We start from the raw sequence: 26,979 nt of genomic DNA on the forward strand, positions 1-26,979 counted from the left end.
CCGATAGACTCGCGCCGTGATCCCGCCTGGCTTCGTCCACGACCTGCTTGCCCGCACCGACATCGTCGAGGTCGTCGGCCGGCATGTCGAGCTGAAAAAGGCCGGCATCAACCACAAGGGGCTCTGCCCCTTTCATGGCGAGAAAACACCCAGCTTTACCGTCAGCCCCAGCCGCCAGACCTATCACTGTTTTGGCTGCGGCGTGCATGGCAACGCCATTGGGTTTCTGATGGAGCACACCGGCGCCGGTTTTGTGGAGGCAGTGGAAGACCTCGCACAACGCGTCGGCATGGTGGTGCCGCAAGACGAACGGAGCAGCGAAGAGCGTGAGCGCGCCAAGGCACAAAAAGCCCGCCAGATCACCTTGACCGATGTCTTGGCCCGGGCCGGCGATCATTACCGCGCCCAGCTGAAGAAAACACCCCGCGCCGTCGAATACCTGAAACGGCGCGGCCTCACCGGCCAGATCGCCAAACATTTCGGCCTGGGTTATGCGCCCGAGGGCTGGCGCACGCTGGCCAGCGCCTTCCCCGCTTATGACGACCCGCTGCTGGTCGAAGCCGGCTTGGTGATCACGCCGGAGGCCAGCGACGCGCAGGAGCAAAAGCGCTACGACCGTTTCCGTGACCGGGTGATGTTTCCGATCCGAAACGTCCAGGGCGAAACCATTGGATTTGGTGGCCGTGTCCTGGATCGTGGCGAACCCAAATACCTCAACTCCCCGGAAACCCCCGTCTTCCACAAGGGCCGCGAACTCTATGGGCTTTTTGAGGGGCGCACCGGCATAAGGCAGCGCGGTTATGCGCTGGTGGTCGAGGGGTATATGGACGTCGTGGCCTTGGCCCAGCACGGTTTCGAAAACGCCGTGGCCACGCTGGGCACGGCCTGTACGGCCGAGCATGTGCAAAAGCTGTTTCGATTCACCGACTCGGTGGTGTTCAGCTTCGATGGCGACGCCGCCGGCCGCCGCGCGGCAGGCCGGGCGCTGGAGGCCGCCCTGCCCCACGCGACCGAGCAGCGGACCATCCGCTTCCTCTTCCTGCCCACCGAGCACGACCCGGACTCCTACGTCCGAGACCTCGGCGCCGAGGCTTTCGAGCGCGCCGTCGAGGCCGCCATGCCGTTGTCGCGCCAGCTGCTGCAGGTCAGCAGCGAAGGCTGCGATCTGGCCGGCCCCGAGGGCCGCGCCCGCATGCTGGCCACGGCTCGCCCGCTGTGGAGCCTGCTGCCGGACGACGGCCTGCTCAAGCGCCAGATCCTGGGCGAACTGGCCCGCGCCGCGCAGCTGCCCGAGGAGGAGTTGCGCGCACTCTGGTCCGGCCAGCCCACACGGCCTGAAGGCGTCCGCCCACCCGCTGCCGACAGCACCAGGCGGCCGGGGCGCGCTGGCCCACCCCAGCGCGCCGCAGCGCCGCGCGGCGCGCGCCGCTCTCCCGCCAAGGCGGCCGACCACGCGGTGCGCTTGCTGCTGCAGCACAACGAGCTGTGGGCCGACCTGAGCACGGAGGAGCACGCCTTGCTCCATGAATTGCCGGGCGGACACGGCGACCTGGTGGCCTGGCTAGAGCGCCACCTGCTGCACCATGGGCCGAGCCCCTGGGCGGTCGTCGAAGCCGGGCTCGCTGCCGACGGCTTGGTCGAGCCCTTCCAGGCGCTCCTGCGCCCGACCGTCGGGCTGGCCGAGGAGACCCAGCCGCTGGCGGACCTGCGGGCCTCCTTGCGTCTGCTGGAAAGTGACCGCCTGGAGCAGGCCGCCGCCGAAATCGTCCGCGTAGCCCAGCCCAGTTCAGCGCAGTTGCAAGAACTCTCCCGGCTCAAGCGTCGGCTGGCCGAATTGAAGGCCTCACGCCTGCCGCCTACAGTTGAGTCATAATCTTGCCTTTCAGCGCGCGTCAACAAGAGTGACGGCAGAGCAGTGCCGGCCCCGGCCACCCAGCGACACTGGGCACCCAAAGCGGTATGAAAGGCCACCCTTTCCGCCACCTCTGCACACCAAACGATCACGCCAGCCTTGTTCGCGCCACGCCACGGCATCGTTCGTGACGCATGAGAGCCGCCGCAGGCGCCCCGCCAGCTTTGTCGCTAGGCCCGGGCACCCCGGTGGCTGCTGCATTTGTGCGCCAGAACCACCGCCGACCTGACTGCCGCCCGCTTAAGGATTTGCATGACCGCCAAGAAGACCGCACCCAAGGCTGAACCCGTCGAAGACACGAAGAAGAAGGGTGCCGCCAAGGCAGAGCCCGTGAAGGCCAGCAAGGCAGCCCCCAAGGCTGAGAAGGCAGAAAAGCCCGCCAAGCCCGCAGCCAAGGCGGCTGCCAAGTCGAGCGCCAAGGCTGCGGCCCCGGCCGACGACGACAAGCCCAAGCGCGGCCGCAAGCCCAAGGCGGCGACCGAGAACAAGAAGGGTGCCGCCGCCAAGGTCGAGGACGAAGAGGAAGACTTCAGCGACATCGACGCCGAGCTTGAAGCCGGTGGTGACGAGGTCGCAGAGGAACCCACAGCCGAAGTGGCCGAGGTCGAGAAGGCCAAGCCGCTGCGCATGAAGGTCAGCCGCGCCAAGGAGCGCGCGCTGATGCGCGAGTTCGGGCTCGAAGAGACCACGCTGACCGAAGAGGAAGCCGCCAAGCGCCGTCATGAGCTCAAGACGCTCATCAAGATGGGCAAGACGCGGGGCTTCCTGACGCACCAGGAAATCAACGACCACCTGCCCGAGAAGCTGGTCAACGAGGAAATCCTCGAAGCCATCGTGTCCATGCTCAACGACATGGGCATCGCGGTCTACGAGCAGGCGCCCGACGCCGCCACCCTGCTGATCCAGGGCAACACCACCGCCACCTCGACCGAGGAAGAAGCCGAAGAAGCCGCCGAAGCCGCGCTGTCCACGGTGGACTCCGAGTTCGGCCGCACGACCGACCCGGTGCGCATGTACATGCGCGAGATGGGCACCGTCGAACTGCTGACGCGCGAAGGCGAAATCGAAATCGCCAAGCGCATCGAAGGTGGCCTGCAGGCCATGATGCTGGCCATCTCGGCCTCGCCGACGACCATCGCCCACATCCTGGACATGGCCGCCAAGATCCGCGCTGGCGAATCCCAGATTTCCGAGGTGGTGGACGGCTTCGTCGCCGAGGACGAGGCCGACGACTATGTGGCCGAAGAAGACTTCGACGAGTTCGACGAGGAAGACGACGACGATGGCAATGGCGGCTCCAAGGCGCTGACCAAGAAGCTCGAAGAGCTCAAGATTGCCGCCCTGGTCAAGTTCGACCTGATCTCGACCGGCTTCGACAAGATGCGCAAGGCCTTCGAGAAGGACGGCTACAAGTCCACGTCCTACAACAAGGCCCAGGAGATCATCAGCTCCGAGCTGATGACCATCCGCTTCACCGTCAAGACGATTGAAAAGCTGTGCGACATCCTGCGCAGCCAGGTCGATGACGTGCGCCGCTACGAGCGCGAGCTGCGCAAGATCGTGGTGGACAAGTGCGGCATGCCGCAAGAGCACTTCATCAAGACCTTCCCGCCCAATGCGCTCAACCTCAAGTGGGCCGAGAAGGAAGTGGCGGCCGGCAAGGCCTACAGCACCATCCTCAGCCGCAACCTGCCGCCCGTGCAGGAGCTGCAGCAAAAGCTGATCGACATCCAGGCCAAGGCCGTGGTGCCGCTCGATGACCTGAAGCTCATCAACAAGCGGATGAACGAGGGCGAAAAGGCCAGCCGCGACGCCAAGAAGGAAATGATCGAGGCCAACCTGCGCCTCGTGATCTCCATCGCCAAGAAGTACACCAACCGCGGCCTGCAGTTCCTCGACCTGATCCAGGAAGGCAACATCGGCCTGATGAAGGCGGTGGACAAGTTCGAGTACCGCCGCGGCTACAAGTTCTCGACCTACGCGACCTGGTGGATCCGCCAGGCCATCACGCGCTCCATCGCCGACCAGGCCCGCACCATCCGCATCCCGGTTCACATGATCGAGACGATCAACAAGATGAACCGCATCTCGCGCCAGCACTTGCAGGAGTTCGGCTTCGAGCCCGACGCCCCGACGCTGGCCGAGAAGATGGAGATGCCCGAGGACAAGATCCGCAAGATCATGAAGATCGCCAAGGAGCCGATCTCCATGGAGACGCCGATCGGCGACGACGACGACAGCCACCTGGGCGACTTCATCGAGGACACCAACAACACCGCGCCCATCGAGGCCGCCATGCAGGCTGGCCTGCGCGACGTGGTGAAGGACATCCTCGACAGCCTGACCCCGCGCGAGGCCAAGGTGCTGCGCATGCGCTTCGGCATCGAGATGCAGAGCGACCACACGCTGGAGGAAGTCGGCAAGCAGTTCGACGTCACCCGCGAACGCATCCGCCAGATCGAGGCCAAGGCCATCCGCAAGCTCAAGCATCCCAGTCGTTCAGACAAGCTGCGCACGTACCTGGACAATCTGTAACCCTTTTTCGCTTCCCCCAAGGGCCGGCAATGCCGGCCCTTTTTCATGGTCGCGCCCCGTAAACTTCCGGCAATGACCGACTTGCGCGACCGCACTGTCCTCTTCGCCGATCTGCGCGGCAGCACGGGGCTGTACGAGGCGCTCGGCAATGCTGCGGCCAGCAGCGCCATCACCCAGGCCATCAGCCAGGTGGGCGAGTCGGTCACCGAGGCGGGCGGCCTCGTCATCAAGACCCTGGGCGACGGCCTGATGGCCGCGTTCGACACCCCCCGTGACGGCGTGCGCGCCGCGCAGCGCATGCAAGACCAGATTGAGCGTCTGGTGCTGCGCGGCCAGCAGCAGGGCCAGCCCGCCATGCTCGCGCTGCGCCTGCAGATCGCGCTGGCGCGAGGCGAGGTGGTGGAAGTGGGGGGCGATTGCTTTGGCGACGCGGTGAATGTGGCCGCGCGCCTGATCGACCACGCGGGCGACAGCGAGACGCTGATCACCGCCGAAGTGCTGACCGGCCTGCACCACACCCTCAAGGCGCGCTTTCGCAGCCTGGACCGCATCCCCGTGCGCGGTCGGGCCGAGCCCGTGCACGTCTACCGCATGGACCTGGCCCACTCGCAAACAGGCGATGCCGCCACGCAGTTTGGTGAACCCATGGCCAGCACTGAGCCCGATGGCATCCGCCTGGTCTGGCGTGACCTGGACCGCGTATTCGACCTGGCCGCCCTGCCCATCGTGCTCGGGCGCAGCGTGCAGGCCACCTACTGCATCACCGATGCCCGCGTGTCGCGCTCTCACGCGCGCATCGACTGGCAGGGCAGCAGCTTCTCGCTGACCGACCTCAGCTACAACGGCACCTATGTGCGCTTTGGCCCGAGCGGCGAGCTGCTCAGCCTCAAGCGCGGCAGCTGCACCTTGCACGGCGCCGGTGCCATCGGCCTGGGTGGCCCGCCGGGGGATGACCAATCGCCCACCGTGCACTTCGAGATCCTGCGCTTTGCGGACACCGTGCCCCAGGTGCTGCACCACGGCGCCCCCAAGACGCGTTCCTGACCCCCATGCCCTTTCGCCCTGAACCGCCGTTCACGCACGGCGCCACGCCCGCAGGCCCCATCGATACCGACACGGCCGTGCTGCTGTGCAACCTGGGCACGCCCGACGCGCCCACCGCGCCGGCGCTGCGCCGCTACCTGGCGCAGTTCCTGGCCGACCCGCGCGTGGTCGAGATCCCGCGCGCCGTCTGGATGCTGATCCTGCACGGCATCATCCTGCGCGTGCGGCCGGCCAAGTCGGCCGCCAAGTACGCCAGCGTCTGGATGGCCGAGGGCTCGCCGCTCAAGGTCCATACCGACCGCCAGGCCAAGCTGCTGCAGGGCGTGCTGGGCGAGCGCGGCCACCGCGTGCGCGTGGCCTACGCAATGCGCTACGGCAGCCCGGCCGTGGCTGACCAGCTCGACGCCCTCAAACGCGAAGGCATCCGCCGCGTGCTGGTGCTGCCGGCCTACCCGCAATACTCCGGCGCCACCACGGCCAGCGTGATCGACGCGGTGGCCCAGTGGTCACTGCAAACCCGCCATGTGCCGGAGTGGCGCTTCATCAACCGCTATCACGACGACCCCGGCTACATCCAGGCCCTGGCCACCACGGTGCGCGAGCACTGGGCGCGAGAGGGCCGGGGCGACCGCCTGGTGATGAGCTTTCACGGCATGCCCGAGCGCACACTCAAGCTCGGCGACCCCTACCACTGCGAATGCCTCAAGACCGGCCGCCTGCTGGCCGAGGCGCTGGGGCTCGCTGCGGATCAATGGCAGGTCACCTTCCAGAGCCGCTTCGGCAAGGCCAAATGGCTGGAGCCCTACACCGAGCCCATGCTCATCAAGCTGGCGCGCAGCGGCGTGAAGCGGGTGGACCTGATCTGCCCCGGGTTTGCAGCGGACTGCCTGGAGACCCTGGAAGAGATCAACCAGGAAGCGCGCGCCGCCTACCTGAAGGCCGGCGGCGAAGGCTTTGCCTACATCCCCTGCCTGAACGACCACCCCGCCAGCATCCGCCTGCTGGCCGACCTGGCCGAGCGCCACCTGCAGGGCTGGCCCACGCGTGAGGCGGCCCCGTCCGCCGACAGCCGCGCGCTGCAGGCCCGCCGGGCGCGTGACGCGGGCGCAGCAGGCTGATGGCGGCTGAAGTCCTGGAGGCCATGCGCCTCGACAAATGGCTGTGGGCGGCACGCTTCTACAAGACCCGGGCCTTGGCGGTGGACGAGATCAACCTCGGCCGGGTGCGGGTCAATGGCCAGCCCGTGAAGCCAGCGCGGGACGTGAAGCCGGGGGACCGCCTGAGCATCCGCCAAGGGGTGCTGGAACGCGAGGTGGACGTGCTCAAGCTTTCATCGATGCGCGGGCCTGCACCTATCGCGCAGACCCTGTATGTCGAGACAGAATCCAGCCGCCTCAAGCGCGAGGCGGTCGCCGAGGCCCGACGCCTGGCGCCCGAGCCTGCCGCCACCTTGAGTCATGGCCGCCCGACCAAACAGGACCGGCGCCGGCTCGCAGACTGGAACCGCTGGTCAGCCGAGCACCCTCACGACCCTGAGTAGTTTTCGGGCCCGCCCCTCACTCCGTTCCCGCCCCACGCCATGAGCTCGACGACCGCCCGCCTGGGCAACTACCGCTGGACCATCTGCGCCCTCGTCTTCTTTGCCACCACGGTCAACTACCTCGACCGCAATGTGCTGGGTCTGCTCAAAGGGCCGCTGGCCGAGGCCGGCGTCTTCGGGCCCACCAAGGCCGAGCAGGAACTGAACTACTCAACCGTGGTGATCTGCTTCCAGCTGGCCTATGCCATCGGCATGCTGGCGGCCGGCCGTTTCATCGACTGGGTGGGCACCAAGAAGGGCTATGCCTACTCGCTGATCGGCTGGAGCTTCGCCGCCATCGGCCATGCCTTTGGCCACCACACCTGGAGCTTCGGCTTCTGGCGCGCGGCGCTGGGGGTGACCGAGGCCGGCAACTTCCCGGCCGCCAACAAGACGATTGCCGAGTGGTTCCCCAAGAAGGAACGCGCGCTGGCCACGGGCCTCTACAACTCGGGCGCCAATGTGGGCGCCATCGTGGCGCCGCTGTGCGTGCCCTTCATCGCGGTCGCCTGGGGCTGGGAGTGGGCCTTCATCCTGACCGGCATCGTGGGCCTGCTGTGGCTGGTCTTCTGGTGGCGCGGCTATGCCTCGCCGGCGGACAAGCTCAAGAGCGGCCAGCTCAGCCAGGCCGAGTACGACCACATCCACAGCGATGCCGACGAGCAGCAACAGGCGCCGGCCAGCAACGTGCCCTGGCTCAAGCTGCTGGGCTTTCGGCAGACCTGGGCCTTTGCGCTGGGCAAGTTCCTGACCGACCCGATCTGGTGGTTCTACCTGTTCTGGCTGCCCGCCTTCCTGGCTGACGAAAACGCCCGCAAGACGACGGCCTACCTGGCCAGCCACCCGGGCTTCGTGGGCGAGGTCCCGGGCGTCATCTCCTGGCCCTTTGCCGTGGCCCTGGTCTACACGGTGGCCACCGTGGGCTCCATCATGGGTGGCTGGCTGCCCAAGCGCCTCATCGGCGGTGGCATGGCGCCCTTTGCGGCCCGCAAGACGACCATGTTCATGGTCGCCCTGGTGCCGCTGTCGGTGCTGGCGGCCACCCACCTCGGGGCCATCAACACCTGGTATGCGGTCGGCGTGATCGCCCTGGCCTGCGCGGCGCACCAGGCCTGGTCGGCCAATATCTTCACGACCGTGTCCGACATGTTCCCCAAGTCCACCGTGGCCAGCGTGACGGGCATTGGCGGCATGGCCGGCGCCATTGGCGGCATCCTGATCGCCCGGGCGGCGGGCGTGCTGCTCAAGACCTATGCCGAGCAGGGCCGCACCGAGGAGGGTTATGCCATCCTCTTCGTCATCTGCGGCAGCGCCTACCTGGTGGCCTGGGTGGTGATGCACCTGTTGGCACCGCGCCTGGAGCCCATCCGCCTGCCGGAAGAGCCAGCCGGCCGCTAAAAAAGCCTTCCAAGGCCCTCTTGAAGTCATGGCTACCGGCCCCATTTGGCGCCGGATTGCCCGTTTTTGCGCCATGACTCAAGACCAAGCCACCCCCCCGCAAGACACCGGCGCCGACGCCGGCACCCCTGACGCCGCCACCGAACTGGCCAGCCTGAACCAGCGCCTGGCCGAAATGAGCGACGCCTACCTGCGCGCCAAGGCCGAGGTGGAAAACACCCGCCGCCGCGCGGACGACGAGGTCGCCAAGGCCCGCAAGTTCGCCGTCGAAGGCTTTGCCGAGGCCATGCTGCCCGTGCTGGACAGCCTCACTGCCGCCATCGCCCTGCCCGACGCCAAGGTCGAGACCGTGCTGGAAGGCGTGCACGCCACGCTGCGTCAGCTGACCAGCGCCCTCGAGCGCAACAAGGTCGTCGAGATCAACCCCGGCGCCGGCGCCAAGTTCGACCCCCACCAGCATCAGGCCATCTCGGCCGTGCCGGCCGATCAAGAGCCCAACACCATCGTGATGGTGCTGCAAAAGGGCTTCCTGATCGCCGACCGCGTACTGCGGCCGGCCTTGGTCACGGTCAGCGCGCCCAAGTAATTCACAACTTGCCCGCCCTTGAAGGCGGCCGAGTTATCCACAAATTCCAAAGCATTCAAGCAAGTTCTTCAGGAGCACCTCATGGGAAAGATCATCGGCATTGACCTCGGCACGACCAACTCCTGCGTCGCGGTCATGGAAGGGAACACCACGCGCGTCATCGAGAACGCCGAGGGCGCCCGCACCACGCCGTCCATCATTGCCTACCAGGAAGACGGCGAGATCCTCGTTGGCGCCAGCGCCAAGCGCCAGGCCGTCACCAACCCGCGCAACACGCTCTATGCCGTCAAGCGCCTGATCGGCCGCAAGTTTGGCGAGAAGGAAGTCCAGAAGGACATCGACCTGATGCCCTACACCATCGCCGCCGCCGACAACGGCGACGCCTGGGTGGAAGTGCGCGGCAAGAAGATGGCGCCCCCGCAGGTCAGCGCCGAGGTGCTGCGCAAGATGAAGAAGACCGCCGAGGACTACCTCGGCGAGGAAGTGACCGAAGCCGTGATCACGGTGCCGGCCTACTTCAACGACGCCCAGCGCCAGGCCACCAAGGACGCCGGCCGCATTGCCGGCCTGGAAGTCAAGCGCATCATCAACGAGCCCACCGCTGCCGCCCTGGCCTTTGGCCTGGACAAGCACGGCAAGGGCGACCGCAAGATCGCCGTGTATGACCTCGGCGGCGGCACCTTCGACATCTCGATCATCGAGATCGCCGATGTCGACGGTGAAAAGCAGTTCGAAGTGCTGTCCACCAATGGCGACACCTTCCTGGGCGGCGAGGACTTCGACCAACGCATCATTGACTACATCGTCACCGAGTTCAAAAAGGAACAAGGCGTCGACCTGACCAAGGATGTGCTGGCCCTGCAGCGCCTGAAGGAAGCCGCCGAAAAGGCCAAGATCGAGCTGTCCAACTCGTCGCAGACCGACGTCAACCTGCCCTACATCACGGCAGACGCGACCGGCCCCAAGCACCTGAACGTCAAGCTGACCCGCGCCAAGCTGGAGTCGCTGGTGGACGAGCTCATCGAGCGCACCATTGCCCCCTGCCGCACCGCCATCAAGGATGCCGGTGTCTCGGTGGCCGACATTGACGACATCATCCTGGTCGGCGGCATGAGCCGCATGCCCAAGGTGCAGGAGAAGGTCAAAGAGTTCTTCGGCAAGGACCCGCGCAAGGACGTCAACCCCGACGAGGCCGTGGCCGTCGGCGCCGCCATCCAGGGCCAGGTCCTGGGCGGCGAGCGCAAGGACGTGCTGCTGCTCGACGTCACCCCGCTGTCCCTGGGCATTGAGACCCTGGGCGGTGTGATGACGAAGATGATCAAGAAGAACACCACCATCCCGACCAAGTTCAGCCAGACCTTCTCCACCGCCGACGACAACCAGCCGGCCGTGACCATCAAGGTCTACCAGGGCGAGCGCGAGATGGCCACGGGCAACAAGAGCCTGGGCGAGTTCAACCTCGAAGGCATCCCGCCCGCACCGCGCGGCCTGCCCCAGATCGAGGTCACCTTCGACATCGACGCGAACGGCATCCTGCACGTCAGCGCCAAGGACAAGGGCACCGGCAAGGAAAACAAGATCACCATCAAGGCGAACTCGGGCCTCTCCGAGGCCGAGATCGAGAAGATGGTCCAGGACGCCGAGGCCAACGCCGCCGAGGACAAGAAGAAGGTCGAGCTCGTCACGGCCAAGAACCAGGCCGATGGCCTCGTGCACAGCGTGCGCAAGAGCCTCACCGAGTTCGGCGACAAGCTTGAGGCTGGCGAGAAGGACAAGATCGAAGCCGCGATCAAGGACCTGGAAGAAGCCATCAAGGGCGACGACAAAGCCGCGCTGGATGCCAAGAGCGAAGCCCTGATGACGGCCAGCCAGAAGCTCGGCGAGAAGATGTACGCCGCCCAGCAAGGCGCCGAGGCCGCCGCTGCGGCAGCCGCTGGCGCCGGTGCTGCCGAGCAGCCCCAGGCGCAAGCGGCCAAGCCGCAGGACGACAACGTCGTGGACGCCGAGTTCAAGGAAGTCAAGGACGGCAAGTAAGCCCTCCGCCCTGCCCTGGCCCGGCCGTGCGCTCCCGCGCCGCCGGGCCTTTGCCTTGAAAGCACCACTCTGCAATGGCTTCCAAACGCGATTACTACGAAGTCCTCGGCCTTGCCAAAGGCGCGAGCGAGGACGAGATCAAAAAGGCCTACCGCAAGCTGGCCATGAAGTACCACCCTGACCGCAATCAGGGAGACGGGGCCAAGGCTGCCGAGGAGAAGTTCAAGGAGGCCAAGGAGGCCTACGAGATGCTCTCCGACGCCCAGAAGCGCGCCGCCTACGACCAACACGGCCACGCGGGCGTGGACCCCAATATGGGCGGCTTCCGGGGCGGCCCGGGGGCGGAAGGCTTTGGCGGCTTTGCCGAGGCCTTTGGCGACATCTTTGGCGACATCTTCGGGGGCGGCGCCGGTGGCCGGCGTGGCGGCGGTGGCCAGCAGGTCTACCGCGGCAGCGACCTGTCCTACGCCATGGAGATCACGCTGGAAGAAGCCGCGCGTGGCAAGGAGACGCAGATCCGCATTCCCAGCTGGGAGCACTGCGAAACCTGCAGCGGCACCGGCGCCAAACCGGGCACCAGCGCCAAGGCCTGCGGCTCCTGCGGGGGCTCGGGCCAGGTGCACATGCGCCAGGGCTTCTTCAGCATCCAGCAGACCTGCCCGCACTGCCACGGCACCGGCAAGATCATTCCCGACCCCTGCATGGCCTGCAATGGCCAGGGCAAGGTCAAGAAGCAAAAGACGCTGGAGGTGAAGATCCCCGCCGGCATCAACGAGGGCATGCGCATCCGCTCGGCCGGCAATGGCGAGCCGGGCGTCAACGGCGGCCCGCCGGGGGACCTCTACATCGAGATCCGCATCAAGCAGCACGACCTCTTTGAGCGTGACGGCGACGACCTGCACTGCACCATGCCCGTCTCGCTGGTGACAGCGGCGCTGGGCGGCAACATCGAGGTGCCCACCCTCGGCGGCAAGGCCGAGATCGAGCTGCCCGAGGGCACCCAGCACGGCAAGACCTTCCGCCTGCGCGGCAAGGGCATCAAGGGCGTGCGCTCCAGCTACCCGGGCGATCTGTACTGCCACATCAGCGTCGAGACCCCGGTCAAGCTCACCGAGCACCAGAAGAAGCTGCTCAAGGAACTCGACGAATCGCTCAAGAAGGGCGGCGAGAAGCACAGCCCCAACGCCAAGAGCTGGACCGACCGGGTCAAGGATCTCTTCAAGTAGCCCCGACAAGTCCCTGTCGCGCCAGCAGGGCCGCAGGGCCGTGCACAGGCGCAGCAAGCGCGTCTTACTTCACAAGGCCCCCGCAATCCGGGGGCCTTGCTGCTGGATGTCGCCTAAAGTCAGCCGATCGCATATCCGAAAGGTGTCCTGTGACGCTCGGAAGCACCGGAGGCTGGTTCCATGCTGTTGGATGACAGCATCCACCTTGCCAAAGCCCTGATCATCGACAGCAACGCGAACTCGCGGATGCTGCTGTCGGCGCAGCTGCGCGATCTCGGGCTGACGCAGGTGCGCCAGGTCTCGCGCGTGCGTGACGCACGGCTGCTGCTGGAGCACACGCCCTTCGACATCGTCCTGTGCGACTACCACTTCGAGGGCCACGAGACCTCGGGGCAGGACCTGCTCGACGAGCTGCGCCGCGAGGGCCTGCTGCCCTACTCCACCGTCTTCGTGATGGTGACCTCCGAGGCCACCTACGCCAAGGTGGCCGAGGCGGCCGAGGCCGCGCTCGACGCCTACCTGATCAAGCCCTTCAACCTGGTCAACCTGGCCGAGCGCCTGACCCTGGCACGGGCCCGCAAGCGCGCGCTGGCGAGCATCTTCGAGGCTATCGAGCAGCTCGACTTCGAGACCGCCGCCAACCTGTGCATGCAGCGCTTTGAATCCAAGGCGCGCTACTGGCTCTATGCCGCCCGCATAGGCGCCGAGCTGCTGCTGCGCCTCAAGCGCTTTGACGACGCCCGCGTGCTCTACGAAGCCATCATCGAGGCCAAGACCGTGCCCTGGGCGCGCCTCGGCGTGGCGCGCACCGAGGTGGGCAAGGGCAACCTGCAGGCGGCCCGCCGCACGCTGGAGAACCTGACCGGCGAGCTGCCCGACTACGCCGACTCCCACGACATGCTGGGCCATGTGCAGATGGAGCAGGGCGAGCTGACCGCCGCGCTGCAAACCTACGAAACCGCCGCCAAGCTGACCCCCGGCTGCCTGCTGCGCCTGCAGCGCTGCGGCTCACTGGCCTACTACACCGGCCACCGCGAGCAGGCCACCAAGATGCTGGAAAGCGCCATGGCCCAGGGCCTGCGCTCCAAGCTCTTTGACATGCTGAGCCTGGTGTTGCTGGGCTTCATGCGCTTCGACAGCAAGGACTCCAAAGGCTTCAAGTACGCGCGCGACGCCATGAGCTCCGCACTGGAGCGTGCGCCCAACTCGATCCGGCTGCAGCGGCTGTCGCTGATCTTCGAGGCGCTGGCGCGGCTGATGGAACGGCAGGTGGGCCGCGCCCTGGTGGTGGCCCGGGACTTCAGCCAGCAGATCGATGACGGCAACTTCGACCTCGAAGCCGCCAGCCTGCTGACCGGGCTGTGGATCCGCATCTCCAACCAGGAAGTCGAGCTGGAAGAAATGATGCCCGTGCTCAGCAAGCTGGGCATGCGGCACTGCACGACCAAGTCATCCACCGAGATCCTGGTGGCCATGACCGAAGGGCACGAGAAGACCATCACCGAGTTCCGCGAGTGCCACACGCGGATCTTCAACGTGGCCGAGACCGCCATGCGCCACTCGATGCGCGGCACGGCCCGCACGGCCGTGGAGCTGCTGATCCAGCAGGGCGAGACCACGCGCAATGCCAAGCTGATCGACATGGCCAGCGCCGTGCTCAAGCGCCACGCCGAGAAGATCGACGACGCGGCCGAACTGAGCGAGCAGATTGCCTCGCTGCACGAACGCTTCGTCAAGCCCATGGGCGGCCTGGTGCCCAGCCGCGCGCGCGAGACTGGCGGCGTGGCGCTGCGCGCCTGATCAAGCACGCCAGCGCGCCATCACGGGCGCGTGTGGGGAAGGCGCCCGTGAGGCGCCCCTGAAGCGCCCGTCACACGCTGCGGGTGACAATTCCCGCCCCTGCACCGCCCTCTGCCGCCCATGCGCCTGCCTGACGCTTTCCGTCCCGACCTCCGCGCCCCACTGACCCAGACCTGGCTGGCCTCGCTCTGGATGGGCCTCGCCTGCAACTGGCCGCTGTGGCTCAAGCTGCAGGGGCTGGAGGACGTGAGCGGTGGCCGCGGGCTGCTGTTCACCATCGTGTTTGCCGCCGTGGTGGTGGCTGGCACGGGCGCCCTGCTCAGCCTGCTGGCCTGGCCGCGCCTGAGCCGCGCCGTGCTCGGTTTCCTGCTGCTGGCCAGCAGCGCGCTGGCCTACTTCATCGGCAGCTACGGCATCGTGTTCGACCCCGGCATGGTGGTGAACACCCTGCAGACCGACGTGCGCGAAACGCGCGACCTGCTCTCCTGGCGCCTGGCGGCCAGCCTGGTGCTGCTGGGGGCCCTGCCCGCCTGGTGGCTGTGGCGCCAGCCTGCAGCGCCGGCCGTCAAGCCGCTGCGCCGGCTGCTGCACAACGGGCGCGCCTTCGGCCTGGGGCTGCTGGCCATGGTGCTGCTGATGCTGACGGTGTTTGCCGACTTCTCCTCCACCCACCGCAACCACAAGGAGCTGCGCTACCTGATCACGCCGCTCAATGCCGTGTATTCGATCGGCGCGGTCGCCTTCCAGCGCCAGGCGGCGCCCAAGGGGCCACCCACCGTGATCGGGGTCGATGCCCGGCTGCTGCCCCGCCCCGAGGGCGCCCGCCCGCCCCTGCTGATGCTGGTGGTGGGCGAAACCGCGCGGGCGATGAACTTCAGCCTCAACGGCTATGCCCGCCCGACCACGCCTGAGCTGGCCAAGCTACCGGTGCTGTCCTTCACCGACGTGAGCTCCTGCGGCACGGCCACCGCCGCCAGCCTGCCCTGCATGTTCTCGCCGCTGGGGCGAGAAGCCTTCGACCCACGCGCCTCGACCGAAAACCTGCTCGACGTGCTGCAACGCGCCGGCCTGGCCGTGCTGTGGCTGGACAACCAGTCCGGCTGCAAGGGCCTGTGCGAGCGCGTGCCCAACGCCGAGACCCCGCAGCTGCCCCCCGGCGCCGCCGCCTTGCCACCCGGCCTGTGCGATGGCGAAGAATGCTTTGACGAAGCCCTGCTGCACGAGCTGGACAAGCGCATCGCCGCGCTGGACCCCGAGCGCGTGAAGCGTGGCGTGGTGTTGGTGCTGCACCAGATGGGCAGCCACGGCCCCGCCTACTACAAGCGCTCACCGCCTGACCTCAAGCCCTTCCAGCCCGAGTGCCGCAGCAATGCGTTGCAGCGCTGCGCGCGCGAGGAGGTCATCAACGGCTACGACAACACCATCGCCACGACAGACCGCATGCTGGCCCGCGCCATCGGCTGGCTGCAAGGCCAGCAAGCTCGCTTCACGCCCGGCATGTATTACGTCAGCGACCACGGCGAGTCCCTCGGCGAGAAGGGCCTCTACCTACACGGCATGCCCTATGCCATGGCCCCGCGCGAGCAGACCCATGTGCCCATGATCCTCTGGACCCCGCAGGCCGATCGTGCGGCCTGCCTCACGGCCAAGCGCCGGCAGCCGGTCTCGCACGACCACATCTTCCACACAGTGATGGGCTGGATGGGCGCGCGCGCCGACGTCTACAAGGCCGAGTGGGATTTGCTCGCTGGCTGCCCCTGAGGTGCCAGCATGGCGTCAAAGCCGCCCGGGCTGGAAGCTCAGCAGCTCAAAGTCCGCCAGATAGCCCGCCGCCTTGGGGCTGCAGGCGTAGAGCCCGCATTGCACCGGCAGTGACGCGTCGCGTTCCTGCAGCCGCGCCATGCGGATCTGCTCCCAGTGCCGGCCGTCGAGCGAGGTCTCGACGATGCAGTCGCAGCCCTCGGCCCGCAGACGAAACCACACCCGGTCCACCGACTTGGCCAGCGGCTGGGTCGACCAGTCCGAGTACTGGTGGTTGGTGACGACCGCGCCCAGGCGGTTGGTGGCTTCTGCAGGCTCGAACTCGACCGAGGTCTTGATCCAGCAACTGGGCGAGACGCGCAGCATCAAGCCGGCCTGGTCGTACTGGTGCACGGGCTGCCCGAGCACGCAGGTGGTCAGCACAAAGTCGCCCTCGGCCTCCAGGCAGAGGAAGTGGCCGTTGTCGGCCTCGAAGCCGTAGTGCGTGCGCTGCCAGAAGTCCGTCCCGGCGGCAGTGGCCACACGCAGGCGCCCGTCACCCACGCGCCAGTCAGGCGGCTCGCAGTGCCAGCGCAGGCGCGCGTCGAGCGGCGCGCCGCTGAGGTCGAGGGTGAAGGCAGGGGTGGGGGCAAGCATGAAGCCGAGTGTTTCAGAAAAGCGCGCCCTGCCCCTGGACGGAAGGCCGCACGAACTGGCTCAGGTCCACCGGCCGCCGCTCGCGCCGCAGGCCGAGCTTGTTGGCCGCGCGCCTGAAGCGCTGGTGCATCAGCTCGGCCCACAGGCCCTCGCCGCGCATGCGGCTGCCGAAGCGGGCGTCGTTGTCCTTGCCGCCGCGCATGTCGCGCACGCGTGCCATCACGCGCTCGGCGCGGTCGGGGAAGTGGCGTTGCAGCCAGTCCTGGAACAAGGGGTTCACCTCCCAGGGCAGGCGCAGCGGGATGCTGAAGGCACTGCCGGCGCCGGCGGCCGCGGCGGCCTCCAGGATGCGCTCGATCTCAGGCTCGTTGAGGAAGGGGATCACCGGCGACACGCTCACGCCCACCGGCACCCCCGCCTCGCTCAGCCGCCGTATCGCCTGCAGCCGCCGCTCGGGCGCCGCAGCGCGGGGCTCCAGGATGCGGGAAAGGTCGTTGTCCAGCGAGGTGACCGACAGGTAGACGCTGCACAGGCCACGCGCGGCATGCGGGGCGAGCAGGTCCAGGTCGCGCTCGATGCCGGCAGACTTGGTGACGATGGAGAACGGGTGCCGTGCGGCCACCAGCACCTCGATGCAGGCGCGCGTGAGGCCGAGCTGGCGCTCGATGGGCTGGTAGGCGTCGGTGGCGGTGCCGATTACCAAGGCCGCGGGCTCGTAGGCGCGGCTGGCCAGGGCCTCGCGCAGGCGCTCGGCGGCGTTGACCTTGGCCACGATGTGCGTTTCAAAGTCCAACCCCGGCGAGAGGTTGAGGTAGCTGTGCGTGGGCCGCGCAAAGCAGTAGATGCAGCCGTGCTCGCAGCCCCGGTAGGGGTTGATGGAGAGGTCGAAGGAGATGTCGGGCGACTGGTTGCTGGACAGGATGCGCCCGGCACGCTCTTCGATGATCTGCGTCTGCGGGGCCAGGCGCTCGTTCTGGGCGTCCTGGTCAAGCGTGCCCCAGCCGTCGTCCACCTGCTCGCGCTCCACACGCTCGAAGCGGTGCGGCATGGCGGTGGCACTGCCTCGCCCCTTGATGGAGGCAAGCGGCACGATCTGCGGCTGCGCGGGCCCGATGCGAAAGCGCGGCCGAGCTGGGCCGGAAGGGTCTCTGGGGTCTTGCATAACTGTAAATATATACAGTCTTTGGCCACCCACAAACCGAGCTCCAGCTTGCCTGTGTCGGCCGTTTCTTGAACCTCTTCAAGGACGCCCGGTGGGCCGAGCCCTAGCCTTCGACCCGTCCCCTACAGCATCCATCGGAGGCCTCATGAGCCCAGGCTTGACAGCCCAAGCGGCGCGCAACATCTTTTACGGCGGCACGCTGTTTTTCGTGTTCGTCTTTGCAGCGCTGATCCTGCACACCGAAACCCGCATCCCAGAACGTTCGAAGGCGGCTGAGATCACGCCCGCCGTCGAGCGCGGCAAACGCATCTGGGAGACGCGCAACTGCATCGGCTGCCACACGCTGCTGGGTGAAGGCGCCTACTTCGCGCCCGAGCTGGGCAATGTCGTCACGCGGCGTGGCCCTGAGTTCATCAAGGCCTGGATGAAGGCGCAGCCCACCGGCGCGCCGGGCCGCCGCCAGATGCCGCAGTTCCACCTTGACGACAAGCAGCTCGACGACCTGGTCGAGTTCCTCAAGTGGACCAATGGCGTCAACACCGAGCAGTGGCCACCCAACAAGGAGGGTTGAACACCATGAGTCTCTTGAAATTCCAATCGCAGTCGGTGTCGCGCCTCTACTTCATGGGCGCCATCGGCCTCTTCGTCGGGCAGATCGTGTTCGGCATCGCGCTCGGGCTGCAGTATTTGATCGGCGACTTCGGCTTCCCGGCCGTGCCCTTCAACATCGCCCGCATGGTGCACACCAATCTGCTCATCGTGTGGCTCCTGATGGGCTTCATGGGCAGCGCCTACTACCTGATCCCGGAAGAAGCGCAGACCGAGCTGCACAGCGTCAAGCTGGCCAAGTGGCTGTTCTGGATCTTCCTGGTGGCCGGCGCGCTGACCATCCTCGGCTACCTGCTGGTGCCCTATGCCACGCTGGCAGCAGCCACCGGCAATGACCTGATCGCCACCATGGGCCGCGAGTTCCTGGAGCAACCACTGCCCACCAAGGCGGGCATCGTGGTGGTGGCGCTGGGCTTCCTCTACAACATCAGCATGACCGTGCTCAAGGGCCGCAAGACGGCCATCAGCCTGGTGCTGCTGCTGGGCCTGTGGGGGCTGGCGCTGCTCTTCCTGTTCAGCTTCGTCAACCCGCACAACCTGGTGCGCGACAAGATGTACTGGTGGTTCGTCGTCCACCTGTGGGTGGAAGGCGTGTGGGAGCTGATCCTGGCCTCGCTGCTGGCCTTCCTGCTGGTCAAGACCACGGGCGTGGACCGCGAAGTGATCGACAAGTGGATGTACCTGATCATCACCTTCGCCCTGGTCACCGGCATCCTCGGCACCGGCCACCACTTCTACTTCATTGGCTTGCCCGGCTACTGGCAGTGGATCGGCTCGGTCTTCAGCGCCATGGAACCCATCCCCTTCTTCGCGATGACCCTGTTTGCCTTCAACATGGTCCAGCGTCGCAAGCGCGAGCACCCCAACCAGGCTGCCATGCTCTGGACCGTGGGCTGCGCGGTGATGGGCTTCCTGGGCGCCGGGCTCTGGGGCTTCATCCACACGCTGAGCCCGGTCAACTACTACACCCACGGCAGCCAGGTCACCGCCGCCCACGGGCACCTGGCCTTCTACGGCGCCTATGTGATGGTGGTGATCGCGATGATCAGCTACGCCATGCCCATACTGCGCGGCCGCGAGGCCAACCCGCAGCGCGCGCAGAACCTGGAGATGTGGGCCTTCTGGGTGATGACCATCAGCATGGGCGTGATGGTGCTGGCCCTGACCGGCGCCGGCATCCTGCAGATCTGGCTGCAGCGCATCCCGGCCGACGGCCAGGCCATGGGCTTCATGCAGACCCAGGACCAGCTGCGCTTCTTCTACTGGATCCGCCTCGGCGGCGGCGTGGGCTTCCTCACCGGGCTGCTGATGTACCTGGGCAGCTTCTTTGTGGGGGCGGGCGACGAGCCCGTGCCCGCCACGGCAGCAGCCTGACGCGCATCACCCTAAGCACCAACGCCCGGCCCCAGCCGGGCGTTTTTCATTGGTCGGCAGCTCAGCCCTTATGGGTCTTCCAGACCTCGGCGCTCCAGCGGGGCGCGGATGCCTCGATCAACTTCAGGATCTCGGGCGGCAGGTCGTTCGGGCCCGTCAGTTGGCGCACCTCCAGGACGTCGTCCGCGCCCATGCCCGAGGGTGCGCGCAGCGCCCACGCGATCGCGTCGTCCAGCGATGGCACGTCAATCACATAGAAGCCGCCCACCAGCTCCTTGGACTCGGCAAAGGGCCCGTCCACCACAAAGCGCTTGCCCTGCTTCACGGCAATGCGAGCGCCCTTGGCGGCAGGGTTCAGGCCCTCGGACGCGACCAGCACGCCGGCCCTGTGCATCTCTTCGTTGAAACGCATGTAGGCCTTGAAGAGGGCCTCGTCAAAGCCGGCGCTGGTGTCGGCGGGTACGGCTTGAGGGTCGGCCTGGGCCGTGATGATGAATCGCATAAGGCTGCTCCAAAGTGAATGTCGGTTTTGGCGGCGACGAGAGAGGTTGTCCCGATTCGACAAACCTCAGGGTTCGACGTGGATTGCTGCCCCACCATGATGCGGGTTTGCCAGGGCGGCCATGCATGTCTTTCAGCAGTCGGCGGGGTGCCGCCACTAGACTGCGCCGTCTCGTTCAACCCGCCTGCTGCCCATGAACCGTCGCTCCCTCCTCGCCGCCTGCCTGAGCCTCGCCTGCTACTTCGGCGTGACCAGTGCTGCCCACGCCCAAGCTGCTGCGCCCAAGTACCCGCCGCACAGCCTCGACAACACCGAGCTGCGCGTACTGCCCACCAATGCGGACGGCCGCAGCTACCAGCTGCACGTCCACCTGCCGGCGTCCTTCGGCACGGACAAGGCGCGCCGCTACCCGGTGCTCTTCGTGACCGACGGCTACTGGGACCTCGCCACCATGGCCGTGTCCTACAACAACCAGGTCTACGACAAGGTCCTGCCCGAGATGATCATCGTGGGCCTGGGCTACGCGGGCCAGAACCTCGACTACGGCTCGATGCGCGGCTGGGAGCTGTCGCCCGTGCGGCTCGGGATGCTGAACTTCGGCAGCGGCCACGCCGACAAGTTCCTGGCCTCGATCGAGAAGGACATCATTCCCTTCGTCGAGCGCGAGTACCGCGCCGACCCTGCCCAGCGCTTCCTGGGCGGCAGCTCGCTCGGCGGCCTCTTCACGCTCTATGCGATGTACACCAAGCCCGAGCTCTTCAAGGGCTACATCGCCGCCAGCCCCGCCGTGGGCCTGGACGACGACTGGCTGATCCGCCGCGCCCGCGACTGGGCCAAGTCCGGCAAGCCCATCAACGCCCGCCTCTACGTGACCGGCGCTGAGTTCGAGTGGCCCAAGTTCCTGGCCGCCATCAAGCGCTACCAGGCCGCCCTGCCCGAGCTCAAGCACCCCGGCCTCACGTTCCAGAGCCGCATCATCGACGGCGAACGCCACGCCGGCACCAAGGCCGAGAGCTATGCGCGCGGCCTGCGCTTCGTGTTTGCGCCGCTGGCACCGGAGACGGGGCCGGACAAGGACAACTGAGGCACAGCCGAGCCCGCGCCCGGCTTGGGCCCCACGCAGGACGGCGCGTCCAAAAAGCTCATGCCTGCAGCCCCCGGCTGCGGGATGCGGTGCCCGCAGGGCGGCGGCAAACTCCACGCAACCTTGGAGCTTGCCCATGCGCACCGCCTTGCCCACCACCCTTCCTGCCGCACTCGCCCTGTCGCTGAGCCTGTCCCTCAGCGCCCCGGCGCAGGCGGTCGAGGTCAACTCCCTGCCGTTCAACAACAGTGCCGACTGGACCGTCATCGTCTTCGGCGGCACCACCATGGTGGCCGGCGGCGGGCAGACGGTGCTGACGACCTCGGGTTCGGTGGGCGTCTGGTACGGCAACGGCGCTGCCTATGGCGACACCCCCGCCTGGAGCCTGGGCACCAATGCCAGCGGCAACTACCTTAGCCTCACGGCCAGCTTTTCGGGTGACGCGCGCGATTGGTCGGCCTATCTGTACGACCGCACCCACTTCGCCTCGTTCAGCTTCGCGCCCACCGACTGCAATGGCAACCTGGGGAGCTGCTACGCCGCCCCAGCCTATGCCGGCGTGAGCGTCTCGCACGGCGCGGCCGGCGATGCCAGCCAGTTCGACCAGACCTATGTCCCGCTGGACCTGACCCAAGCCCACACCTTTGAGTGGCTGCTGAAGAACAGCCAGGTCAGCTATCGCATCGACGGCAACGTCGTCTTTAGCGGCGCGGCCTACGCCGTGGTGCCCGGTAGCTGGGTGGCCAGCACCGGCCTGCTCGTCATTGGCGATGGCAGCGCCACCACGCTGACCGGCACCGGCAGCATGACGATCTTCGGCAATGCGGTGGACACCGCCCCGACAGCCAACAGCCTCGCCCCGGTGCCAGAGCCTGCCAGCCTCGCACTGCTGATGGGCGGCCTGGGCCTGCTGGGTGTGCACCACCGGCGCAGCCAGCGCCGCTGAGCGCTGCGGGGTTCAGCGGGCCAGGTTGGCCTTCAGCCGTGCCCGCACCACATTGGCAATCAAGTCCAGCGGCAGCGGGTCTGCGTAGGGGAACTGCAGGTTGCCCTTGGGCCCTGCGTAGGGCGCCGCGCGAGCCAGCAGCGCGGCATCAGTGGCCACCACGGGCGGATACAAGCCCAGGTGCTGCTTGAAGGCGCCGTAGTACACGACCGCGCCGCGCTGGAACAACGCCGGCATGCGGTAGCTGATGCGCTCCTCAGCTTGAGGCGCCGCCGCGCGAACGGCCTGGCGCACGGCGCTCAGCACCGCCTGCACCTCGGGCGCAAAGCTGGCGATGTAGGCATCCACCGCCGCTGCGCCATCCGGCGCAGTGCTCATGCCTCGCCCTGGGCGCGCAGATAGGCCACCAGCGCATTGGCGTGGCCATGGCCCATGCCGTGCTCGCTCTTGAGCCAGGCCACCATCTCCATGTGCTTGAGGCCCTTTTGCTGCTTCAGCAGCTTGAACCAGTGGGCCACCGGCTGGCCGTAGGTTTTCTCGATGGAGGGGAAGTAGGACGCAGGGCCTTTGACCTTTTCTGCAGCGGGCATGGGCAACTCCAAACAGTGAGGGACGGGCTCGAACGACTGGCAAGCACCTTGCGCCTTCGACGATTCAGCCCCGGCCGGATCGACAGCGGCCTGGGCATCCGCCCAACGATAGCGGCAACGCGGCGCAGGCTGGCAGCAGAACAAGGCCACATGCTCCAATGTCCGCCCGACTGACGCAGCAACACGAGGTGCTCGCATGGCGATTCCACACGCAGGGTCTGGCGACCTGGTGAATCTGGAGCCCTTGGGCGCGGAGCTGGCCCGCCATCGCACGACGGCGCTGGTGAAGACGGACCGGCTGGAGCTCGTCCGCGTGGTCCTGCCGGCCGGCAAATCGCTGCCGCCGCATCAGGTGCCGGGGGACATCACCATCCAGTGCATCGAAGGCTCGGTGACGCTCAGCGTGGGCGAGCACACGCAGCGCATGCAGGCCGGCCAGTTGGTCTACCTGGCCGGGGGCACGCCGCATGGCTTGCTGGCGCTGGAAGACGCGTCGCTGCTCGTCACCCTGGTGCTGCACTAGCGGGCCGAGGCTTTATGGGTGGCTCTCACCCACTTCTTGACCCCCTTCAAGGACACCCGCCACGCGCCCACCTAGGCTCCGTCAAAACCATTCCGGAGCCCTGCCATGCGCCCATCCCTGCACGCCGTGCCGCCGCCCACCGCGCCGGCCCCGGCAACGCCCGCCTACCTGCCGCAAGGCGACGAGTGCGAGGTCTTTGCCCACGCCCATGCCGCCGGCCTGCCGGTGCTGCTGAAAGGGCCCACCGGCTGCGGCAAGACCCGCCTGATCGAGCACATGGCGGCGCGGCTGGGGCGCCCGCTCATCACAGTGAGCGGCCATGACGACCTGGGCGCTGCCGACCTGACGGGGCGGCATTTGATCGAAGGCGGCGACACGGTCTGGGTGGACGGCCCGCTGACCCGCGCGGTGCGGCAAGGCGCCATCTTCTACCTGGACGAGGTGGTGGAGGCGCGCAAGGACATCACCGTGGTGCTGCACCCGCTGGCCGACGACCGGCGCGTGCTGCCGCTGGAACGCACCGGAGAGCAGCTCGCCGCGGCGCCGGGCTTCCAGCTTGTGCTGGCCTACAACCCCGGCTACCAGCACCTGCTCAAGGGCCTCAAGCCCAGCACGCGCCAACGCTTTGTGGGGCTGACGCTGGGCTACCCCGCCCCGGCGCTGGAGGCGCGCATCGTGGCCAGCGAGAGCGGCTGCAGCGACGCGACGGCAGCCAGCCTCGTGCGCCTGGCGCAGGCGCTGCGCCGGCTGACCGACCACGACCTGGAGGAGACCGCCTCCACCCGCCTGCTGGTGATGGCCGCGCGCCTGCACCAGGGCGGCCTGCCGCTGGCCCGCGCCGCCCAGGTGGCGGTGGCCGAGGCGCTGACGGACGACGCCGTCACGCTGGCCGCACTGCAAGAGGTGCTCGGTGCCGTGCTCCCCAGCTGATCTACAGCGTAGGCGGCGCTGGACGCAGGCTGGCTTCTTCGCGCTCTTTCTCGTCGCCCCCGCGCTGAACCTGCTGCGCTTTGACCTGCACGAGGCCCAGCTCTGGGTGCTCGGGCAGCGCTGGAGCCTGGGGATCGCGGCCTTCCAGCGCGGCGAGCTGGACGCCGCCGGCGTGACCCTGTCCATCCTGCTGCGCGGCGTGCTGCCCGCACTGCTGTTGATAGGCACTTTTTTGGCCGTGGCCTGGCGCTACGGGCGCGTTTACTGCGGCTGGCTGTGCCCGCATTTCAGCCTGGTCGAAGGGCTCAACGCCCTGCTGCTGCGTGCCAGCGGCAAGCTCAGCCTGTGGGACCGCACACGCCAGCCCGGCAGCTCGCCACGCAAGGCCTGGTGGCCGGTGTTCGTGCTGACCGCCCTGGGCTGCGGCTTCCTGTGGGCCATCACGCTGCTGACCTACCTGCTGCCCCCGCGCGAGATCTGGGGCGGGCTGGTCACGGGCACGCTCACCGCCAACCAGGCGCGCTTCATCGGCATCGCCACCTTGGTCTTCACCGCCGAGCTGACGCTGGCCCGCCATCTGTTCTGCCGCTTTGGCTGCGCGGTGGGCTTCTTCCAGTCGCTGGCCTGGATGGCCAACCCGCGCGCCTTGGTGATGGCCTTCGAGCGTGAACGCGCCGCCGAGTGCCGCGACTGCGAGCCCAGCCCCGACAGCTGCGAGAACGCCTGCCCCATGCGCCTGCGCCCGCGCACGGTGAAGCGCCTGATGTTCTCGTGCGCGCAGTGCGGCCAGTGCCTGGACGCCTGCAGCCAGTCCCACGCCACGCGCAGCCCAGGCCCGAGCTTGACCTGGCAGATCGACCTGCAGGCCGTGCGCGAGAGCCTGCCGAGCCGGAGGAAGCACTGATGGAAGAGTGGGTTGGTGAACGTTGGCACCACTGGGTGAGCCGCCGCGCCACCGCCGGCCACCCCGAGGCGGTGGTGACCCTGGCCGAGGTGGCACCTGCCGTGCGCCTGCTGCTGCATGCGGCCGGCTGCACGCAGCGCCTGGCCACCGCCACACCACTGGCTGTGGGCGGGCGGCGCAGCTGGTGGCAGCGCGTGGCGGGCAGCGGGCAGCGGGCGCCGCTGGCGCAGCTGGACGCCGACGCCCTGGCCCTGCCCCAGCAACTGGCCGTGTTTGACGATCCGGCGCTGAACCGCGACCTCTACCTCTGGCTCGCCGTGCAGGCTGCCCACCTGGACCCCGCCCTGCCCTGGGCCACGGCCAACGGCCTGGCCACCCAGGCAGCGCTGGCAGCCTTCCCCGGGATGCAGGCCCGCTGGCAGCGCCTGCGCGAGGCCGAGCTGGCCCTGCGCGAAGACTGCACCGGCCCGCACGAGACTCGCCTGCAGGCCTGCCTGCACGGCGACGCCGCCCTGCAGCAAGCACTCACGGCCGACCAGCCGCTGGCGCAAAGCACGCTGGCGCCGGTGTGGACCTGGGTCAACGCCCTGCCCGGCTCAGCCGCGCTCAAGCCCACTGCGGATGCCCAGGCCGCGCGCAGCACCAGCACCGCCGTACAACTGGCCGGCCGCCGGCGCGCCCGCAGCGCCGAGCCCGGCGAGCGCCGTGCGCCGTTGCTGCTGGCGCCCAAGGGCGAGTGGCTCAAGACCTTTGCCGAGCCCTTCAACATCGACCGCGCCGAGGACGATGATGACGAGTTGCAGGACGCCGCCGCAGCGGCCGAGCAGTTCGACACCCCCACCCTGCAGGCCGATGCGCGTGCCGCCCGCTCCCGCGTGCGCTTCGACCTCGACCTGCCGAGCGAGGACGCCGACGACATCGCGCTGGACGGCCGCGATGGCGGCGAGTGGCTGCCCGAGTGGGACCCCCGCCGCGCCACGCTCGTGCCCGCGCGCGTGCAGGCCCGCCGGTTCGAGGCCCGCGTGGCGGCCGAGCCCTGGCAACCCCCGCCCGCGCTGCGCGCGCTGGCCCAGCAACTGCGCCGCCGCCTGGCCTTGCAGCAGGCCGCTCCGCGCTGGCGGCGTGGCCAGCGCGATGGCGAGACCCTCGACCTCGATGCTTGGGTGCGCCATGCCGCGCTGCCCGTCGGGGTGGCCGCCGTCTACCAGCGCCAGCAACGCTCGGCGCGCGACCTGGCTACGTTGCTGCTGGCCGACCTCAGCGTCTCCACCGACTCCTATGCCGACAGCGAGCGCCGCGTGATCGAGGTCATCCGCGACAGCCTCTACACCTTTGGCGAGGCCCTCTCGGGCAGCGGCGATGCCTTTGCCCTGCTGGGCTTTTCGTCGCTGCGCCGGCAGTTGCGCCTGCACGAGCTGAAGCGCTTTGACGAACGCTGGGGCCCGCGCGTGCACACGCGCCTCGGGGCCCTGCAGCCTGGCTACTACACCCGCCTGGGCGCCGCGCTGCGCGCCGCCACGCTGCGCCTGCAAGGCCGGCCCGAGCGCCAGCGCCTGCTGCTGCTGCTGACCGACGGCAAGCCCCATGACCTGGACGGCTACGACGGCCGCCTGGGCCGCGAAGACACCCGCGAGGCCGTGCGCGAGGCCCGCGCCGCCGGGCTCACACCCTTTGCCATCAGTATCGACACCGAGCCCCCGACCCTGCTGCCCGAGCTGTTTGGCGCCAAGGGCTACGCCTGGGTGCGCCGGCCGGTGGACCTGCCACAGCGCCTGACCGGGCTGTACGGGCAGTTGCTGCGCTGAGGCACGGGGCGATCCTCAATTCGGTATATACATGGACAA

Annotated in this window: 24 protein-coding genes; 19 read left to right on the top strand and 5 right to left on the bottom strand. The window is 67.9% G+C overall.

The window, feature by feature from the left end:
- The first annotated feature begins 16 nt into the window (after positions 1-16).
- From dnaG to ABDJ85_RS14845, 11 genes are all read left to right on the top strand, one after another.
- Positions 17-1,873, top strand: coding sequence for a DNA primase (gene dnaG, locus ABDJ85_RS14795; RefSeq protein WP_347705557.1), 1,857 nt, complete (start codon positions 17-19; stop codon positions 1,871-1,873).
- Between the two features lie 291 nt (positions 1,874-2,164).
- Positions 2,165-4,447 (top strand): RNA polymerase sigma factor RpoD, encoded by a 2,283-nt coding sequence (gene rpoD, locus ABDJ85_RS14800; RefSeq protein ID WP_347705558.1) that lies wholly within the window; start codon positions 2,165-2,167, stop codon positions 4,445-4,447.
- A gap of 72 nt (positions 4,448-4,519) precedes the next feature.
- Positions 4,520-5,491 (top strand): adenylate/guanylate cyclase domain-containing protein, encoded by a 972-nt coding sequence (locus ABDJ85_RS14805; RefSeq protein ID WP_347705559.1) that lies wholly within the window; start codon positions 4,520-4,522, stop codon positions 5,489-5,491.
- Between the two features lie 5 nt (positions 5,492-5,496).
- On the top strand, positions 5,497-6,609 hold the full coding sequence (gene hemH / locus ABDJ85_RS14810; protein WP_347705560.1) for a ferrochelatase: 1,113 nt from the start codon (positions 5,497-5,499) through the stop codon (positions 6,607-6,609).
- Positions 6,609-7,031 (top strand): RNA-binding S4 domain-containing protein, encoded by a 423-nt coding sequence (locus ABDJ85_RS14815; protein ID WP_347705561.1) that lies wholly within the window; start codon positions 6,609-6,611, stop codon positions 7,029-7,031. The genes hemH and ABDJ85_RS14815 overlap by 1 nt, the downstream gene beginning before the upstream one ends.
- 39 nt (positions 7,032-7,070) lie before the next feature.
- Positions 7,071-8,468, top strand: a complete 1,398-nt coding sequence (locus tag ABDJ85_RS14820; RefSeq protein ID WP_347705562.1) for an MFS transporter — start codon at positions 7,071-7,073, stop codon at positions 8,466-8,468.
- 73 nt (positions 8,469-8,541) lie between these two features.
- Positions 8,542-9,054 (top strand): nucleotide exchange factor GrpE, encoded by a 513-nt coding sequence (gene grpE / locus ABDJ85_RS14825; protein ID WP_347705563.1) that lies wholly within the window; start codon positions 8,542-8,544, stop codon positions 9,052-9,054.
- 18 nt (positions 9,055-9,072) lie between these two features.
- Positions 9,073-11,088 (top strand): molecular chaperone DnaK, encoded by a 2,016-nt coding sequence (gene dnaK, locus ABDJ85_RS14830; RefSeq protein ID WP_347705564.1) that lies wholly within the window; start codon positions 9,073-9,075, stop codon positions 11,086-11,088.
- 74 nt (positions 11,089-11,162) lie between these two features.
- Entirely contained in the window at positions 11,163-12,314 is a 1,152-nt protein-coding gene (dnaJ, locus tag ABDJ85_RS14835) for a molecular chaperone DnaJ (protein ID WP_347705565.1), read from the top strand.
- Between the two features lie 180 nt (positions 12,315-12,494).
- On the top strand, positions 12,495-14,114 hold the full coding sequence (locus ABDJ85_RS14840) for a response regulator (protein WP_347705566.1): 1,620 nt from the start codon (positions 12,495-12,497) through the stop codon (positions 14,112-14,114).
- Positions 14,115-14,234: 120 nt separating this feature from the next.
- The gene (locus tag ABDJ85_RS14845) at positions 14,235-15,875 is read left to right on the top strand and encodes a phosphoethanolamine transferase (protein ID WP_347705567.1); all 1,641 of its coding nucleotides are present in this window, start codon (positions 14,235-14,237) and stop codon (positions 15,873-15,875) included.
- 15 nt (positions 15,876-15,890) lie between these two features.
- Here the strand turns inward: ABDJ85_RS14845 and ABDJ85_RS14850 are convergent, their stop codons facing one another.
- Both ABDJ85_RS14850 and ABDJ85_RS14855 read right to left on the bottom strand, forming a co-directional pair.
- Positions 15,891-16,511: a DUF1349 domain-containing protein gene (locus ABDJ85_RS14850; RefSeq protein WP_347705568.1), complete on the bottom strand. Its 621-nt coding sequence runs from the start codon at positions 16,509-16,511 to the stop codon at positions 15,891-15,893.
- A gap of 13 nt (positions 16,512-16,524) precedes the next feature.
- Positions 16,525-17,559: a PA0069 family radical SAM protein gene (locus ABDJ85_RS14855; protein ID WP_430765553.1), complete on the bottom strand. Its 1,035-nt coding sequence runs from the start codon at positions 17,557-17,559 to the stop codon at positions 16,525-16,527.
- A 259-nt stretch (positions 17,560-17,818) separates the two neighbouring features.
- Between ABDJ85_RS14855 and ABDJ85_RS14860 the strand changes: the two genes are divergently transcribed.
- Complete coding sequence (locus ABDJ85_RS14860; protein WP_347705570.1) at positions 17,819-18,244, top strand: c-type cytochrome; 426 nt, start codon at positions 17,819-17,821, stop codon at positions 18,242-18,244.
- A gap of 5 nt (positions 18,245-18,249) precedes the next feature.
- Complete coding sequence (locus tag ABDJ85_RS14865) at positions 18,250-19,656, top strand: cbb3-type cytochrome c oxidase subunit I (protein WP_347705571.1); 1,407 nt, start codon at positions 18,250-18,252, stop codon at positions 19,654-19,656.
- Positions 19,657-19,717: 61 nt separating this feature from the next.
- Here ABDJ85_RS14865 and ABDJ85_RS14870 read toward each other — a convergent pair whose 3' ends face one another.
- Positions 19,718-20,158, bottom strand: coding sequence for a YciI family protein (locus ABDJ85_RS14870; RefSeq protein WP_347705572.1), 441 nt, complete (start codon positions 20,156-20,158; stop codon positions 19,718-19,720).
- A 193-nt stretch (positions 20,159-20,351) separates the two neighbouring features.
- On the opposite strand from ABDJ85_RS14870, the gene ABDJ85_RS14875 reads away from it, so the two are divergent.
- Positions 20,352-21,242 carry an alpha/beta hydrolase gene (locus ABDJ85_RS14875; protein WP_347705573.1) on the top strand — a complete coding sequence of 297 codons (891 nt, stop codon included), beginning with the start codon at positions 20,352-20,354 and terminating at the stop codon, positions 21,240-21,242.
- A gap of 136 nt (positions 21,243-21,378) precedes the next feature.
- A complete protein-coding gene (locus tag ABDJ85_RS14880) occupies positions 21,379-22,188 on the top strand; it encodes a PEP-CTERM sorting domain-containing protein (RefSeq protein ID WP_347705574.1) in 810 nt (269 codons plus the stop codon).
- A 12-nt stretch (positions 22,189-22,200) separates the two neighbouring features.
- On the opposite strand, the gene ABDJ85_RS14885 is transcribed toward ABDJ85_RS14880, so the two are convergent.
- Both ABDJ85_RS14885 and ABDJ85_RS14890 read right to left on the bottom strand, forming a co-directional pair.
- Complete coding sequence (locus ABDJ85_RS14885; RefSeq protein ID WP_347705575.1) at positions 22,201-22,566, bottom strand: iron chaperone; 366 nt, start codon at positions 22,564-22,566, stop codon at positions 22,201-22,203.
- The gene (locus ABDJ85_RS14890) at positions 22,563-22,778 is read right to left on the bottom strand and encodes a DUF4287 domain-containing protein (protein ID WP_347705576.1); all 216 of its coding nucleotides are present in this window, start codon (positions 22,776-22,778) and stop codon (positions 22,563-22,565) included. The genes ABDJ85_RS14885 and ABDJ85_RS14890 overlap by 4 nt, the downstream gene beginning before the upstream one ends.
- Positions 22,779-22,974: 196 nt before the next feature.
- Between ABDJ85_RS14890 and ABDJ85_RS14895 the strand changes: the two genes are divergently transcribed.
- The 4 genes from ABDJ85_RS14895 to ABDJ85_RS14910 all read left to right on the top strand — a co-directional run bounded on the left by ABDJ85_RS14895 (position 22,975) and on the right by ABDJ85_RS14910 (position 26,940).
- Positions 22,975-23,301: a cupin domain-containing protein gene (locus ABDJ85_RS14895; protein WP_347705577.1), complete on the top strand. Its 327-nt coding sequence runs from the start codon at positions 22,975-22,977 to the stop codon at positions 23,299-23,301.
- A 105-nt stretch (positions 23,302-23,406) separates the two neighbouring features.
- Positions 23,407-24,231, top strand: a complete 825-nt coding sequence (locus ABDJ85_RS14900; protein WP_347705578.1) for a CbbQ/NirQ/NorQ/GpvN family protein — start codon at positions 23,407-23,409, stop codon at positions 24,229-24,231.
- Positions 24,212-25,135 (top strand): 4Fe-4S binding protein, encoded by a 924-nt coding sequence (locus ABDJ85_RS14905; RefSeq protein ID WP_347705579.1) that lies wholly within the window; start codon positions 24,212-24,214, stop codon positions 25,133-25,135. The genes ABDJ85_RS14900 and ABDJ85_RS14905 overlap by 20 nt, the downstream gene beginning before the upstream one ends.
- Positions 25,135-26,940 (top strand): nitric oxide reductase activation protein NorD, encoded by a 1,806-nt coding sequence (locus tag ABDJ85_RS14910; protein WP_347705580.1) that lies wholly within the window; start codon positions 25,135-25,137, stop codon positions 26,938-26,940. Before ABDJ85_RS14905 ends, ABDJ85_RS14910 begins: the two co-directional genes overlap by 1 nt.
- Positions 26,941-26,979: the final 39 nt, after the last annotated feature.

This window comes from Roseateles paludis (genome assembly GCF_039872745.1).
GTDB lineage: Bacteria > Pseudomonadota > Gammaproteobacteria > Burkholderiales > Burkholderiaceae_C > Pelomonas > Pelomonas paludis.